The 12,803-nt window shown below is 63.3% G+C and carries 19 protein-coding genes; 3 read left to right on the top strand and 16 right to left on the bottom strand.

Annotated features, from left to right (window positions below; genetic code table 11):
• Positions 1-38: 38 nt before the first annotated feature.
• A complete protein-coding gene (locus tag GN331_RS04695; protein WP_156640688.1) occupies positions 39-806 on the bottom strand; it encodes a lytic transglycosylase domain-containing protein in 768 nt (255 codons plus the stop codon).
• A 28-nt stretch (positions 807-834) separates the two neighbouring features.
• Between GN331_RS04695 and GN331_RS04690 the strand changes: the two genes are divergently transcribed.
• Positions 835-1,350, top strand: coding sequence for a hypothetical protein (locus GN331_RS04690; protein WP_156640687.1), 516 nt, complete (start codon positions 835-837; stop codon positions 1,348-1,350).
• 102 nt (positions 1,351-1,452) lie between these two features.
• Complete coding sequence (locus GN331_RS04685; protein WP_156640686.1) at positions 1,453-1,926, top strand: hypothetical protein; 474 nt, start codon at positions 1,453-1,455, stop codon at positions 1,924-1,926.
• On the opposite strand, the gene GN331_RS04680 is transcribed toward GN331_RS04685, so the two are convergent.
• The 9 genes from GN331_RS04680 to GN331_RS04645 all read right to left on the bottom strand — a co-directional run bounded on the left by GN331_RS04680 (position 1,927) and on the right by GN331_RS04645 (position 8,261).
• Complete coding sequence (locus GN331_RS04680) at positions 1,927-2,460, bottom strand: nuclear transport factor 2 family protein (protein WP_156640685.1); 534 nt, start codon at positions 2,458-2,460, stop codon at positions 1,927-1,929.
• Positions 2,461-2,492: 32 nt separating this feature from the next.
• Complete coding sequence (locus GN331_RS16500) at positions 2,493-3,077, bottom strand: DUF1294 domain-containing protein (RefSeq protein WP_197426996.1); 585 nt, start codon at positions 3,075-3,077, stop codon at positions 2,493-2,495.
• 4 nt (positions 3,078-3,081) lie between these two features.
• Complete coding sequence (locus GN331_RS16495; RefSeq protein WP_197426995.1) at positions 3,082-4,140, bottom strand: hypothetical protein; 1,059 nt, start codon at positions 4,138-4,140, stop codon at positions 3,082-3,084.
• Between the two features lie 60 nt (positions 4,141-4,200).
• Positions 4,201-4,692: a L,D-transpeptidase family protein gene (locus GN331_RS04670; protein ID WP_197426994.1), complete on the bottom strand. Its 492-nt coding sequence runs from the start codon at positions 4,690-4,692 to the stop codon at positions 4,201-4,203.
• A gap of 4 nt (positions 4,693-4,696) precedes the next feature.
• The gene (locus GN331_RS04665) at positions 4,697-5,728 is read right to left on the bottom strand and encodes a proline iminopeptidase-family hydrolase (RefSeq protein ID WP_156640682.1); all 1,032 of its coding nucleotides are present in this window, start codon (positions 5,726-5,728) and stop codon (positions 4,697-4,699) included.
• Positions 5,729-5,761: 33 nt separating this feature from the next.
• Positions 5,762-6,490, bottom strand: coding sequence for a CPBP family intramembrane glutamic endopeptidase (locus GN331_RS04660; protein WP_156640681.1), 729 nt, complete (start codon positions 6,488-6,490; stop codon positions 5,762-5,764).
• A gap of 66 nt (positions 6,491-6,556) precedes the next feature.
• Positions 6,557-7,396: a DNA damage-inducible protein D gene (gene dinD / locus GN331_RS04655; protein WP_156640680.1), complete on the bottom strand. Its 840-nt coding sequence runs from the start codon at positions 7,394-7,396 to the stop codon at positions 6,557-6,559.
• Between the two features lie 131 nt (positions 7,397-7,527).
• Entirely contained in the window at positions 7,528-7,854 is a 327-nt protein-coding gene (locus tag GN331_RS04650) for a hypothetical protein (protein ID WP_156640679.1), read from the bottom strand.
• Positions 7,851-8,261, bottom strand: a complete 411-nt coding sequence (locus tag GN331_RS04645) for a DUF1801 domain-containing protein (protein ID WP_156640678.1) — start codon at positions 8,259-8,261, stop codon at positions 7,851-7,853. Before GN331_RS04645 ends, GN331_RS04650 begins: the two co-directional genes overlap by 4 nt.
• Positions 8,262-8,375: 114 nt before the next feature.
• Here GN331_RS04645 and GN331_RS04640 point away from each other — a divergent pair, with 114 nt between their 5' ends.
• Complete coding sequence (locus GN331_RS04640) at positions 8,376-8,939, top strand: ester cyclase (RefSeq protein ID WP_197426993.1); 564 nt, start codon at positions 8,376-8,378, stop codon at positions 8,937-8,939.
• Between the two features lie 16 nt (positions 8,940-8,955).
• Here GN331_RS04640 and GN331_RS04635 read toward each other — a convergent pair whose 3' ends face one another.
• From GN331_RS04635 to GN331_RS04610, 6 genes are all read right to left on the bottom strand, one after another.
• Positions 8,956-9,354 carry a hypothetical protein gene (locus GN331_RS04635; RefSeq protein WP_156640676.1) on the bottom strand — a complete coding sequence of 133 codons (399 nt, stop codon included), beginning with the start codon at positions 9,352-9,354 and terminating at the stop codon, positions 8,956-8,958.
• Positions 9,355-9,396: 42 nt separating this feature from the next.
• Positions 9,397-9,738, bottom strand: a complete 342-nt coding sequence (locus tag GN331_RS04630; RefSeq protein ID WP_156640675.1) for a hypothetical protein — start codon at positions 9,736-9,738, stop codon at positions 9,397-9,399.
• Positions 9,739-9,784: 46 nt separating this feature from the next.
• Positions 9,785-10,303 carry a Panacea domain-containing protein gene (locus GN331_RS04625; RefSeq protein WP_156640674.1) on the bottom strand — a complete coding sequence of 173 codons (519 nt, stop codon included), beginning with the start codon at positions 10,301-10,303 and terminating at the stop codon, positions 9,785-9,787.
• 163 nt (positions 10,304-10,466) lie between these two features.
• On the bottom strand, positions 10,467-10,748 hold the full coding sequence (locus GN331_RS04620; RefSeq protein ID WP_156640673.1) for an XAC0095 family protein: 282 nt from the start codon (positions 10,746-10,748) through the stop codon (positions 10,467-10,469).
• Positions 10,749-10,999: 251 nt separating this feature from the next.
• Positions 11,000-11,485 carry a hypothetical protein gene (locus tag GN331_RS04615; RefSeq protein ID WP_156640672.1) on the bottom strand — a complete coding sequence of 162 codons (486 nt, stop codon included), beginning with the start codon at positions 11,483-11,485 and terminating at the stop codon, positions 11,000-11,002.
• 483 nt (positions 11,486-11,968) lie between these two features.
• Positions 11,969-12,793, bottom strand: coding sequence for a hypothetical protein (locus GN331_RS04610; protein ID WP_156640671.1), 825 nt, complete (start codon positions 12,791-12,793; stop codon positions 11,969-11,971).
• Positions 12,794-12,803: the final 10 nt, after the last annotated feature.

Genomic DNA, 12,803 nt, shown 5'->3' with positions numbered 1-12,803 from the left:
CTGCGTGAAGACCGTGTATGCGCCGCAGCAATGGCGGCTTAACGGCGCGCTTTGACCGGTTTGGTCATCGCGTCGCGATAGCGCTCGTACAAGGCCTGCACCTTCGCGACGTACTCGATCGTCTCGCGATACGGCGGCACGCCCTTGTACTGCGTCACCGTGCCGATGCCGGCGTTGTAGGCCGCAGCGACGAGGTCCAGGTCGCCCTTGTAGCGCCTCAGCAGTTGCTTGAGGTGCCGCGCGCCGCCGTCGATGGATTGCGCGGCCGAATACGGATCGGCCACCGCGTATTCGCGCGCGACCTCGGGCATCAGTTGCATCACGCCCTGCGCGCCCTTGCTCGAGGTCGCCTTCGGATCGAATCCGCTTTCGGCGTGCGCGAAGGCGCGCAGCATCGCGTCCTCCACGCCGGTCTTCTTCGCGGCGGCGCGGAATTCGGCATTGAAGCGCTTGAGCTGCGGCGGACCGAGCGCGCCCAGGCCGACATGCGCGGGAGAACCCGGCGGCGTTTGCACGGTGAAGGCGAGCACCGGTGTCGACCCCGGCAACTTGCGCGTGCCGTACACCGTCTTTCCGTCTTGCTGGCGCTCATACAACGTACCTTTCACCACGCCGAGATTGCCCCAGAGATTCGGCACCTTCGCGGCGTTGTCGTCGATCTGTTTGGCGACGCACTTCGAACCAGGTTCAGGCGCGGTGGACAAACTGACGGTGCCGTCGCGCACGCAGCGGTACACCGTGCGTGCATGCGCAGGCCATGCGGCGCAGGCCGCGAGCAGGCAAAGTGTGGCGATGGGCGCGCGCATCGGGCGGAGCGTACACCTCGGAGGTCGAATGCGCGTGCAAGGCAACCGTTGGGCGATCGTGGCGGCGATGCTGCTCATGGCGGGCTGCGCGACGAAGCCGAAGCCTGCGCCGGAGCCGCTGCCTACGCCCGAAATGCCCGTCGCGCCGACCACCACGCGCGGCGAGTTCACCATCGAGGCCGACAAGAACGAAACCTGGAACGCGGTCGGGCAGATCGTCGTCAATACGCCGGGCGCCGAGTTCGAAGGACGCTCGCAGATGCTCGACATGTACACCGTGCGTTATCGCGGCGTGGAGTTTCTCGTGCTGACCAAAGCGATGCTGCTGTCCGAGACGATCCGCAAGACCACGACGCGCGTGACGGCGACGACACCGGATGGCAAACCGATCGATACCAACGCGAGCGCTGACTTGCTTGCGCTGCTGCAGGAAAAGCTGCCGGCCGCGATCATCGACGTGCAGGCTCGCTTCGCCGCAGAGGCGAAAGCGAAGGCCAAGAGCAAGTCCAAGTCGAAAGCGAAGAAGAAAAAGAAGAAGGCCTGAGCCGCGCGACGCGGCAAGTGTTCAGCGAATGCAGAGCTTTCCGCGAGGCAACGCCGCCGTGCCTCCTTACCATCGCGCGCCCTCCCCGCCGAGCCTGCGCCGATGCACAAGTCCGCCGTTTGCCTGCTCTCCGTCCTGACGCTCACCGCCTGCGCACCACTGCAGCAAGTGCGCGTGTTTCCGCAAAGCCCTCAAACGCCCGCCGTTGCGGCGCCTGCAGCGCCAACGCCAATCACCACCACGCGCGGCGAATTCCACATCCAGGCCGACAAGAACGATACGTGGAATGCGATCGGCCAGATCGTCGTCAACACGCCCGGTGTCCGGCTGGACGGACGCGCGCAGATGCTCGACCTGTACTCGCTGCACTACCGCGGCGTCGAGTTCCTGGTGATGACCAAGGCGCTGGTGCTCTCGGATTCGATCCGCACCACGACCACGCGCGTGACCGCAGCCACGCCTGCCGGCAAACCGATCGACACCGACGCCAGCGCGGAGTTGCTCGCCCTGTTGGAAGCACAACTGCCGGCCGCCATCATCGACGTGCAGGCACGCTTTCGCGCCGAAGGGATCTGATTACTTCGGCTGCGGTGCCAGCACGTGGTCGTAGCTGATCACGCGCGCGAGCTTCCAGGTGTCGCCGTCCTTCTTCCACAGATCGATGAACTTGCCGGTTTCGGTCAGCCGATCCGGCTCCCCTTTGCGCAACGCAAAGAACCGATGCGTGCCCATCTGCATCGCGCCGTAATCGCCGATCAGGTGCACCGTCATCGTGCCCTCGACCAACTCGCGCCGCGCATGGAAGTTCGTGCCGGCTTCCTCGCGCTTGCAGCCGTCAGCAACGTTGTCGATGAACTGCTTCCCGCTGGTCGCCGTCAGGCCGCCCTTGTCGTGGAAGAACTCGAAATCGTCGGCGACGAGCGTCTTCAGCACATCGATCTTGCAGTTGAAGGCGGCATCGAAGAGCTGCTGGTCCTTCTCCGCGAGCGCGGCGACGACTTCAGGTGACGCAGGCGGCGCGCCGGGCGTGAGGTGGATTTCCGCTTCGGGCTTGGCTTGCGCGAAAGCGGCCAAGGGCGCGAGCAGTGCCAACAGCACGAAGTGACGCATGGGGGATCTCCGGACGGCGAGTGACGCCGAGTCTATCCCCTGGACGACAACCACCAGGTCATCAGGCCAACGTTGGCGATCACCGTCAGCCAGAACGTGGCCTGGAACGAGGCCTTCTTCGACTTGTGTCGCAGCAGCCCCTGCGCGAGCAGCGCGCCGGGCCAACCGCCGACAAGGGACACAAAATGGAGTTCGCTCTCCGGCGTGCGTCGTGCGTTTTCCTGCGCAGCGCCCTTGTCGCGCCAGTAGAGAACGAACGTGACCACGCTCATGAAGCCGTAGACGATGACGGCCGGTTTCGGTAGCCATCCACGCCACGCAGCGAATGCGATCGCTGTGATGGCCACCAGTCCGAGGAGCGTGTGCGGGATACGGCGCGCTCCGTGCTTTTGCTCCGTCGCAGCCGTCTGCCCCGCCATGCGCACACGCATTGCCGCAAGCCGCCCCTTGTCGTCGCGCGCGACCTCATACGACAACAGCTCACCCTCGATGGGCCGCCGCCGCAGACGCTCGAACTTCTTCACGTGCACGAACACGCGCTCGCCACCACCGTTGGGCACGACAAAGCCGTAGCCCTTTTCGTCGTGCCACTCGGTGAGCCGACCGGCGAAGCGCATCGCGTCAGGCGTCCTTCGACGCGGCCTGCGGAGCGTCGGTGTCTTCGTCCTTCCACACGTGGTCGTGGTCGCCGTCGAGCAGGCGCATGCGGGTGCGCTGGGTCTTTTCCTTGCCGTGCACGGTCGTCGTGCGCGTGGTTTCGAACATTTCCACCACACCGGTGGGGCGATGGACCACGAACAGGCCCTCGTCCTTGATGCCGACATCGACTTCCGCCAGCGCTTCCTTCGAGATTTTGCCGTCGACGAGGCGATTCGCGCTTTCCCGCAACGCGTCCTGCGCCTTTTCCGAATCGGCCGCCTGGAGGAAGACGACATACAGGTCGTCCGGGTCGTCCGGGGAGACCGACAGCGAATACGTCAGGCGCGCAGGAATCGGCGGCCCGCCGGCCGCGTTCGGCAGCTCGACGTCCAGGCCGTATTCGGCGTCGGGCTCCACGTCGATGCCAACGAATCCGTTGTACCAGGAGATGTTGCCCGCGATGAGTCCCTCGATCATTGCCGGCGAGGTGATGGTGTCCGTGATGCGATCGAGGAGCGGCATCGCCTCGGCTTGCTTCTTCGCGCGCGCCTTCTCATCGGTGATCTTCGCCAGCTCGGCGTCGAGCATGTTCTTGAACAACGGGCGGAGCGCGGACTGGAAGCGCGGCACGATGACGTCCATGTTGCGCAGCTTCATGAAGTTGCCGGCGGCATCCAGCTGGGCCGCGACCGGCAGGTCCTTGAGCGCATCGGCGAAGGCTTGCATCTGCGCCTGGGCGACCTGGTTGCTCGCCTGGATCTCGAACTTGCCGCCCGAGGAGGTCCACGTCTGCAAGAAGCCTTCCGGCGAGGATTCGGTGATCCGCACGACATCGGTGCCCGTCATTCGCGTGCTTTGGGGCGTGTCGGTCGTGCCGTCGTTGCTGGTGGACTCCACCGCGTAAGTCAGCGACACGCCGTCCTTCCACGGCAGGATCCACTTGATCGTCTCGGGCGCCTTGGCGGCTTCTTCTGCGGCGGCAGCGGACAGCATGGGCAGCGCGCAAAGCAACGCCACCACGAGGGTGCGACGGAACGGCATGGATTTCCCCTGATGCGAATGCCGGCGAACGCCGCCGGACCCGCGAATTCTAAGACAAGCTCAGGGCCGGATCTCGACCGGAATCGGAACCCGCACTTGATTCCAGAGCGCCAGCATGTCCGCGTTCGACAGGGAGATGCAGCCGTCGGTCCAGTCGCGCGACGGGTAAGCGGCCACGGCCGCGCGGATTCGCGGGTCGTTCGCTTCGCCGTGGATCATGATCGCGCCGCCGGGCGGGACGCCCTGGCGTTTCGCACGCGCGCGGTCCTCGGCGTTCGGATACGAAATGTGGATCGAGCGGTAGAAGGCGCTGGTCGCGTTCTTGTAGTCGAGGACGTAGTGCCCTTCCGGTGTTTTCTTGTCGCCTTCGCGCTGCTTGTGGCCGGCGGGCGACAGGCCCAGGCCGATGCGGTACGTCGCCACGGTCTTGCCATCGACGATCACCCAGAGGCGACGCTCCGACTTGTCGACGAGGATCTTGTCCGCGTACGTGGCCTTGGCCTGCGCGGCGCCGATGCACAGCACTGCGACGGCCAGCAGAAGGAAACGCACGCGCTTACCCACCTTGCTTCGCATCGTCGGTCGTATGCAGGAACTTCAGCAACCCGGCGAAGTAGGCGTCCTGGTCGTCGTAGTAGCTGCAATGACTGCCATTGGGCAGATACAGATACTCGCCGCGCGGCAGGCGCTTGCTCATCATCTCCATGTACTTCGGGTCCATCGTGTCGTAACGCGCGCCGATGACGAGCGTGGGCACGGTGATGTTCTTCAGGTCTTCGGTGCGGTCCCAATCGACGAGGATGCCGCTCGCGCCCAATTCGCTCGGGCCCTGCATCGGCACGTAGACCTTCTTGTTGAGGTGGCGCACGAAACCACGCACGACCGGCTCCGGCCATTCGGCCATCGGGCGACGCAGCACGTGGTGTTCGTAATGCGGCACGAGCAATTCCTCGAAGCGCGGATTCGCGTAATCCTTCGCCGCGTCGAGCTTGCGCAACTCCGCGAGATTCGCCGCGCCGAGCTCCGGCATCAACACATCGTTCGCGTATTTGTTGTACGCGGGGATGCTCGACACCATGTTCGAGATGATCAGGCCCTTCAGATGGTCCTGGTGCTTGAGCGCGTATTCGATCGCGAGCATCCCGCCCCACGAATGCCCGAGCAGGTAGAAGTTGTCCTTGTCCAGGCCGAGAGCCACCCGCACCTGCTCCACTTCGTCGACGAAGCGATCGATGTTGAGCAGCTTCGGATCGTCGGGCTGGTCGCTGTAGTAGGAGCCGAGCTGGTCGTAGTAGTAGTACTCCACGCCATCGGCCGGCAGGAAACTGTCGAACACTTCGAACGGTTCGTGCGTCGCGCCCGGCCCGCCGTGCAACAGCAACACCTTGATGCGCGGGTTGTTGCCGACGCGCCTGGTCCACACGCGGAAGTCGCCCGCGGGGGTGTGGATCGGGATCATGCGCACGCCGCCTTGCCAGGCGTCGGGGTGGTTGGCGTTGGCGTGGTAGTCGCGGAGCGTGGGCTCCGATGCGAAGACCGGGGACGCGAACAGCAGACCGAACGACAGCGCGACCAGGAACCGAAGCATGGGGGTCTCCGCGGCAAGGGCGTGCGGCCGAGTCTAGCGTCCGTTGTGCAGTGCGGGCGCGGGCGGGTCGTCGCGCAACACGAGCCACGCCATGAACCCGCCGAACACATCGACCAGCACGTGCAACACGATCGCCGGCCACAGCGAATCGAGCAGCCACACGGTGAGCGCGTAGAGGGCACCGACGATCCCCGTGCGCAGGACACCCATCCACCCCTGGTAGGCATGTCCGAGCGCGAAGCACACCGTCGACAACGCCGCCGCACCCCACCACCCGAGCCAGGGCGCCAGCGCCCACAGGAAGTAACCGCGATAGAGGAACTCTTCGCAGACGCCTGCGGTGAAGGAGACGGCGGTGAACTTCGATACTTCGGAGCGCGTGTGCGGCACGACGTCCGCCACCGCGGCGACTTGCGGGCGAACGGATTCGCGCAGCGCGGGGTCGCGCCGGAGCTGTGCGATCGAGTAGAGCTGATAGGCCGAGTACGCCGCGATGAGCGCGAGGGCCACGGCGAGACGCCAGCCTTCGGGCAGCGTGAGCTTCAACGCCGACCACGGGCGCCCCGCGTAGAGCCAATAGCCGACACCGAGCCCGACGAAGCACCACGCCTGGACCATGCTGGTCGACCACAACCATGTGCGTGCAAGCGCTGGATCGGCCTGCGCGCGGCGCGCATAGGCGGGCCAGCCGAACAGGGCGTCGTACAGGGGGAACCCGACGGCGAACAAGGCGACGTACAACAGGTCGAAGCTTGTCGGCATCGGACGTCCTCCTCAGCGCGGTCCGGATCATTTTACCGGCGTCGGTAAAATGATCGGGCTGGTCGGCTATGTCGTCGCCTTTGCGGTGCGAGGCAGCTTCTTTTCCTCGGCCTTCAGGCGCCGCTGGACGCGCCGCACATCCTCGGCAGGAGGCAACGCTTCCGGGTGAATGTTGCGGTCCGTCAGGATCTTGCGCACGTCGGCGTTGTTGCGCACGTGTTCGGAGGTGATCGCGGGTTCGGCGTGCAGGTCCTGCTGCTTCACCTGCATGTGCGTTACTTCGTTGGCGAAGTCCTTCGCCTTGATGGTGATCGTCGGCAGGAAGTCGGCGAGCGGGCGGTGCTCAGGCACGCCGAGCTTGTCCTTCATGCCCTGTGTATCGAGGCCGCCGAACAAGGCTTCGTCACCACGACTGACGATGCGGCTGAACCCCGCGGCATCGATTCCACGTTCGAACAGCACGCTCGAGAGCGCCTTCTGCGAGTTCGACAACTTGCCGCGCGCCTGCACGCGCTCGAATTCCGCGATGCGCTTCTCAACGAGCTCCTGCTTGCGCGTCTGCACCGCGAAGTAGTTCATCGCGAAGGCGATCTCGGGCTTTCGCGGGTCGCCGTTCTGCGCGATGAGGTAGCAGGCGTAGCGCGTGAGGGCGATGTCCTTGACGCTACGCCGTGCACCGCTGCCCAGGCCGACCATTTTAGCGGCGCCGCTAAAATGGTCCTCGACGCAACCGCCAGCGCGCTCGCACGCAATCTGCGCCTCCGCGACGACGCCCTCGAAGCGCTGCCAGGTTCCGTAGCCGAGGAGGACCTGCAACTCGCGCGCCAGCCAGAATTCGACGCCATCTTCCACATGAACCGCGCCTTCGAACGAGCGATGCAACGTGGCGATCAATTCCTGTTTCATTCGACGCTCCAAGGCTTGGGGACCCATGGACGCTATCGAAACAAGGACACCTGCGAATCAGAACTCCTCGGCAATCTCGCATTCGCAGCGGATTCGCCTTCGACGCAAGATCGAACCGCTATCAGCAATCCCTACGCCTCGCCTTCAGCGCTATTTGCATCCGCAAACAACATCGCAAACTCGTCGGTCGTGAGCTCAATGCCCTGTTCCTTCGCAGTTTCACGATTGCGATCCCAGACTTCGCGAATCGCCTCCTCGATCCCCTCGCCCCAGTTCATCTGCGCGGCGACGATCTGCTGCCACGTGCCGTCGAAGTTCAGCGACTCCCCGAGCTTCGGCGCCATCTCCTCAAGCGCTGCACGCTGCTCGTCGTCGAGCGCCCCGATGGCATCGAGTGCAAGACACTCCAACAAACGAAGGAACGGCCTGCCTGCGTAACGATCTTCGATGGCGCTCATGCGTGGCGTTTCCGGGTTTCGGTCACCGAGTCGGCGACGAGTTGTTGCAAAACGTCGAGATCGACATCCGCCAACCGCCGCACCGACAAACACGACTTGCCCATCTTGTGCTTGCCGAGCTTCGCGAGCAGCGCGTCCTGCCCGGGTGCGGCCGGGACCAGGTAGATGCTCAGATCCGGCTTGCGCGATGAGAAACCCACGACGCATGACTCGCCGGAATGCCCGCTGTCGTACTTGTAGGCGTAGCGATCGAACCCGACGATGCCCGGGCCCCACATGCGTGCGGGATGCCCCGTCGCGCGTTCCATCATCGCAACCAACGCCGCGCAATCGGCGCGACGCTCGGCGTCGGGAAGCGCGGCCATGTAGGCCTCGACGCTCGCTTCGGTAGGGACGGTTTTCGCCATGGGATCGGAGTCTAGCGCCGTCGCCGCGCAGGCGCCGCACTGTTTCCGGGCACGCACCAAAGATCGGCGTAGCGTGCGTCTCGCGATTCCCCCCGAGACTCCCCGATGAAGCCCATGCCCCTTCTCCTCTCCGCCGCATTTCTCGTCGCGATTGCGAGCGCCCACGCTGCAGAGCCTGGCAACGCATGGCCCGCCACGCGCGCCGGCCAGCCCGCGCCGAAGGTCCCCGGCATGCCGCCCGAACTCGCGCGCAACCTGGCCACCGCCGACGATCTCGACTTCCGCGTCTACTCCAGGCAGCAATGGCAGGACATGCACAAGTCGCACGCGCAGGACGTCGTCGCGTATTGGCCCGACGGTCATTCGACGAAAGGATTGGAGAAGCACCTCCAGGACGTGCAATGGATGTTCACCTTCGCCCCCGACGCACGAGTGACTGAACACCCGGTCCGCTTCGGCACGAACGACGCCGAGTGGACCGTCGTGACCGCGAGGGTCGAAGGCACGTTCTCCAAACCGATGACGCTACCCGACGGCTCGACGGTGCAACCGACGGGCAAGGCCTTCCGCATTCCGATGGCCACGATCGGGCATTGGAACAAGGCGGGGGCGATGTCCGAGGAGTATTTGTTCCTGGACAACGGTGAGTTGATGAAGCAGATCGGGCTGGGGAAGTAGGTCCGTTGCGAAGTCGTCAGGCGCCGAACGCCATGGCCGAAGCCTGGCGATCCCCCGAGAGCGCAGCCCGCATGCGCTCTTCGCTGAGCGGGTGCACGACCCACTCGATCGGACCCTTGCGCGGCATGCGCATGGGCATCGCGACCCAGTAGCTCTGGCCGGGGCCGACGCAGTACCAGAACGTCTCGCCCATGCGCGAACGCAGCGACATGCTGCCTTCGCGGCTCTTCTCGAACGCTACCTCCTTCACCACCAGCAGCTTGTCGCCAGCGACCACGCCTTCCGCAGTTTCGAAGCGCAAGGCATCGAACGACGCACGCAAGCGGGCCATGTCGATACGCCGCTGCCTGGTTCCGACGACCACCATCAGGGCGATCCAGACGATGGCGATCAGGATGACGACACTATTGGGCATGGTGATGGACGCGGGTGAAGTGCATGTCGCGCATCCTACCGACTACCCATGGCGATAGACGCTGAAGTCGTGATCGATCCACACGACGTGGAAGACATCACCGCGGCGCCAGCCCACCATCGCCTTTCTTCGTGCATAGCGCAGCGCCCAAAGCGTTTCGTCGACGTCGACGGCCGATGGAAATGCCACGCGAATCGAATTGCGGTGGATGTTCTCCTTGCCGGCACCATGCCTGGGCGCATTGACCACCGAGCCCCATTCCATCTTGCTCAGGTGCCGCAATCGTTTGATGAGGAGGCATTGGTCTTCGGATTGGAGGTCCTCGATGTCGTAACCCGCCTGCAAGTGCCGCAGGCAGAACACGGGATATCCCAGTGCAGGCACCTTCGCTTTGGGGTCCCTTGCGTCCAATCGCCCACCCCGTCGGGCCTTAGGCGGGCGGAGCGTCATCGGGATCGTCCAACAGGTGATGGACAAAGTAGGCCGCCAGCTTCTTGTGGGAGATAACGCCATGGTGCGGCGTGCTGGTGAACGGCGATTCGCCATGGACAAGGTCTCGCAGTACCCATGCGGCGAACTGGCCGTAGGCCGTATAGACATCCTTGATGACACCGGCTTCGCGCGTCGTAAACGCGTCGAGATCCACCCAACTGCGCGGAAGGGCACCCAAACCGTACTCCTCGTACTCCTTCCACACCTCGGGCACCGCGGGACCGGAGTTCCATGCGATCAGCGCCTCTCGAAAGAGCGGGGTCCTATACATCGCCAGGTGAAAACCCTGCGCGTAATACAAGAGCTTCTGCAGCTTGTGGTTGGAAACCAGATCCTCTTCTTCGGCGAGGAGCAGGAAATACTTCGCGACTTCGCGGGCTGAAGGCATGGCGCGTTCCGGTGGGGGCACGATGTCTCCATTGCGATGGAGCGCGGCGCTTGCATCGAGCAAGACCATTAGGCGTTCCTCATTTCTGACTGTGGGATGCCGACAGGCCTGCCCCCGCAGCCTGTGACTTACGCTATCAAAGCCAATCGCCTACGCGTTGCTCACTCTGTCGGGAAATGCGCGCGTGAGCGCGATCAGATGACGGGCGAGACGAAAGCGCGCGTTGCAACCTTCAGGTGTCGTGGCTGCACGAAGCAGCATGCGCGTTCGCGAGTTCAATGCAGAACGAACTCGCCGAAATGACCGCATCGATATCCCGCTGCAACCGCGAGAACCACCACCCGAGCGCCTCGGGTCGCAGCCGTGCATCCGGGCCGATCGCGCCGGAACCAAGTTCGGTGAGCTGCGCCATCAGCTGCAAATGATTGCGCATCTGCACCAACTCGATGTGCGCGGACTCGGGAAGGGCGTAAACGGTGGGCGCGCGCTGCGGCGCAGCCGTGGCAAGCGACATGGCAACCTCCTCCAGTGAAGTGAACCTTGCGTCGAAGCGACGCAAGGTGTCGGGAGGTTCAAATCCGGCAGCACGCGATCCGGTGGACTGATTCCCTCTTGCGAGGTCTTGTATTCGCCCCCTCCCGACGCAGAGGGCATGCGTTGAAGCAATCGCGAGCTGAGGAGATTTGAAACTCCGAAGTGGATCGTGCGCCTGCTACCTTCAACGCGGAACTAGACACAGACGCACGATCCAACAGACCGATCACTTCACGCTTCGGATTCGCCTTCAGGTTTTTCTGACTTCTTGCGCGTCTTGCGATGGCGCAACCGCAGCTCCTTGAGCGCTTCGTCGAGCCCCGCGTCGCCGCCGGCGGCATTCATCACGCCATACGACTGATTGGCGACCACCATGACATCGCTGCCGAGCGCGGCGATCGTGTCGTCGAGCTCTTCGACGAGCTGCTGCACCGCCGTGAGGATAGGCACCAGGTTGTCGCGCGCCTCCAGGTCGGCGAACGCCGCATCGATGTCGATGCCCCGCGGCAGAAGGTGCAGGTTCTGCGCGATCGTCACCAGCGCCAGGCGCCCGTAGTTCTGGCTGGCCGGCCCGAACAGCTGAAGCGAACGCCGCTGGTCGACCGAGAGCGACAACAGCCCCGGAAGCAGCTGTCGGATCTGCGCGATCAACGCGAGGATCGTGGCCTGCGTTTCCTTCGTGACCGTCATGGACGCGAGGTTTTGTTGCTGCGACATGGGAAATCTCCGTCTGTGGCGTAGGACGGAGTCTTCGCTCAGGGGCGAAGGGACGTAATTGTTCCTGGGGGCAAGGTGTTTGGGATCTTGTGAGGGGATGTGTGGTGTTTGCGACGGGACTGCGAGGCCTGGAAACACTTCGACGACGTATGCCGAGACGTTGGCGATGATTCCGGAGGCGTGGTCGAGTGTCTTCGGAGACGTCGGCGGCGACTTCGAACACGTGGTCGAGTGTCTCCGGAGCCTGCGTCGATGACTCTGGATACCTGGTTGAGTGCCTTCGGAGACTTGGCGACTCCTCCGAACACATGGTCGAGCATCTTCGGAAACTCTGGCGACAACTCCGGACACGTAATCGAGTGACTCCGGAGACTGTGTCGATGACCTCGGAGAAGTGGTCGATTGCCTCTAGAGAATGCAGCGATCACCCTGGATACTTTCTTGGGGTCTGCCGATTCAGTGACCGCCAGCGACCTGTGCGAGTTAAAGGTTGGCCAAGCTTTTGCTTACCTTTTCCCTAATCGCCTTCAATTCTTCAACCTGACGCAGCTTATCGCTGGCTTGGTCTGGCCTCTTGAGCGTGGCTATCGACACCAACGGGGGCTCAAGCTGCGTCTCAAGTAGATGCGACAGTCTTTGCGCGATCTCTTCAAGCTGAAGGGCAAGAGTTTTTGCAGCTGCTGCCTTTTGATCGGCAATACTCTCGTTTTTCTCTGCTTTGGCTAGGCTCGACCTCAGGCTGATAACTGAGTCTTGAGCGCCGGCATACCGATCTGCTAGTTCAGCAACTTCCGCAACGGATAGCTGAAGCTTTCCCTCAGCTTCCTTGCGGCCGGCCTCCGCAAGACTTGCGGCGGCCTGTAGTTCTTCGACGCGATCCATTCGATCCGACGCGAGTTCCGACAACTCGGAAATCTGCTTATTTGTCGCCTTCTTTGTCGCTATGTATGTCGTGGGGTCAACCCACCGGTAGCTGTCAAACTTGCGCTCCACCCAACGCCTCATCAAGCCATAGACTTCGTAGAACGCGACGAAAACAGTGGCAATAGCGTAGTACCCGAGAACGCCCAAGCATGCGTAGGCCAGCGGCTTCCACAGCACGTTGCTTTGGGTTAGATAAAACGACGACGTAAGAAATGTTCTCGCTTCGATTGAGGTATCTGAGAACGCGAGAATAAGGATGGCTTTCCAGTTCACGGCGAGCCACGCAACGATAAAAGCCCCACCAAAGGGGCTTTTTAATCGGTCAGTAAAATGCGATTGCAGTGAGCCCAGAAGGCTTTGAAGGGTTCCTTCTACTTCGCTCATTCGGCGCCCC

The sequence above is a fragment of the Noviluteimonas gilva genome (assembly GCF_009740395.1).
GTDB lineage: Bacteria > Pseudomonadota > Gammaproteobacteria > Xanthomonadales > Xanthomonadaceae > Noviluteimonas > Noviluteimonas gilva.
Note: the sequence above shows the minus strand (reverse complement) of the source record. Positions and strands in the feature narration are given on the sequence as shown.

Coding starts and splice junctions, on each gene's coding strand:
- GN331_RS04685 (WP_156640686.1), top strand. CDS start 1,453: ATGCACAAGTCCGCCGTTTGCCTGCTCTCCGTCCTGACGCTCACCGCC.
- GN331_RS04660 (WP_156640681.1), bottom strand. CDS start 6,490: ATGCCGACAAGCTTCGACCTGTTGTACGTCGCCTTGTTCGCCGTCGGG.
- GN331_RS04650 (WP_156640679.1), bottom strand. CDS start 7,854: ATGAGCGCCATCGAAGATCGTTACGCAGGCAGGCCGTTCCTTCGTTTG.
- GN331_RS04615 (WP_156640672.1), bottom strand. CDS start 11,485: ATGTCGCAGCAACAAAACCTCGCGTCCATGACGGTCACGAAGGAAACG.
- GN331_RS04695 (WP_156640688.1), bottom strand. CDS start 806: ATGCGCGCGCCCATCGCCACACTTTGCCTGCTCGCGGCCTGCGCCGCA.
- GN331_RS04610 (WP_156640671.1), bottom strand. CDS start 12,793: ATGAGCGAAGTAGAAGGAACCCTTCAAAGCCTTCTGGGCTCACTGCAA.
- GN331_RS16495 (WP_197426995.1), bottom strand. CDS start 4,140: ATGCCGTTCCGTCGCACCCTCGTGGTGGCGTTGCTTTGCGCGCTGCCC.
- dinD (WP_156640680.1), bottom strand. CDS start 7,396: ATGAAACAGGAATTGATCGCCACGTTGCATCGCTCGTTCGAAGGCGCG.
- GN331_RS04665 (WP_156640682.1), bottom strand. CDS start 5,728: ATGCTTCGGTTCCTGGTCGCGCTGTCGTTCGGTCTGCTGTTCGCGTCC.
- GN331_RS04680 (WP_156640685.1), bottom strand. CDS start 2,460: ATGCGTCACTTCGTGCTGTTGGCACTGCTCGCGCCCTTGGCCGCTTTC.
- GN331_RS16500 (WP_197426996.1), bottom strand. CDS start 3,077: ATGCGCTTCGCCGGTCGGCTCACCGAGTGGCACGACGAAAAGGGCTAC.
- GN331_RS04645 (WP_156640678.1), bottom strand. CDS start 8,261: ATGGCGAAAACCGTCCCTACCGAAGCGAGCGTCGAGGCCTACATGGCC.
- GN331_RS04625 (WP_156640674.1), bottom strand. CDS start 10,303: ATGGTCTTGCTCGATGCAAGCGCCGCGCTCCATCGCAATGGAGACATC.
- GN331_RS04640 (WP_197426993.1), top strand. CDS start 8,376: ATGCCCCTTCTCCTCTCCGCCGCATTTCTCGTCGCGATTGCGAGCGCC.
- GN331_RS04620 (WP_156640673.1), bottom strand. CDS start 10,748: ATGTCGCTTGCCACGGCTGCGCCGCAGCGCGCGCCCACCGTTTACGCC.
- GN331_RS04635 (WP_156640676.1), bottom strand. CDS start 9,354: ATGCCCAATAGTGTCGTCATCCTGATCGCCATCGTCTGGATCGCCCTG.
- GN331_RS04690 (WP_156640687.1), top strand. CDS start 835: ATGCGCGTGCAAGGCAACCGTTGGGCGATCGTGGCGGCGATGCTGCTC.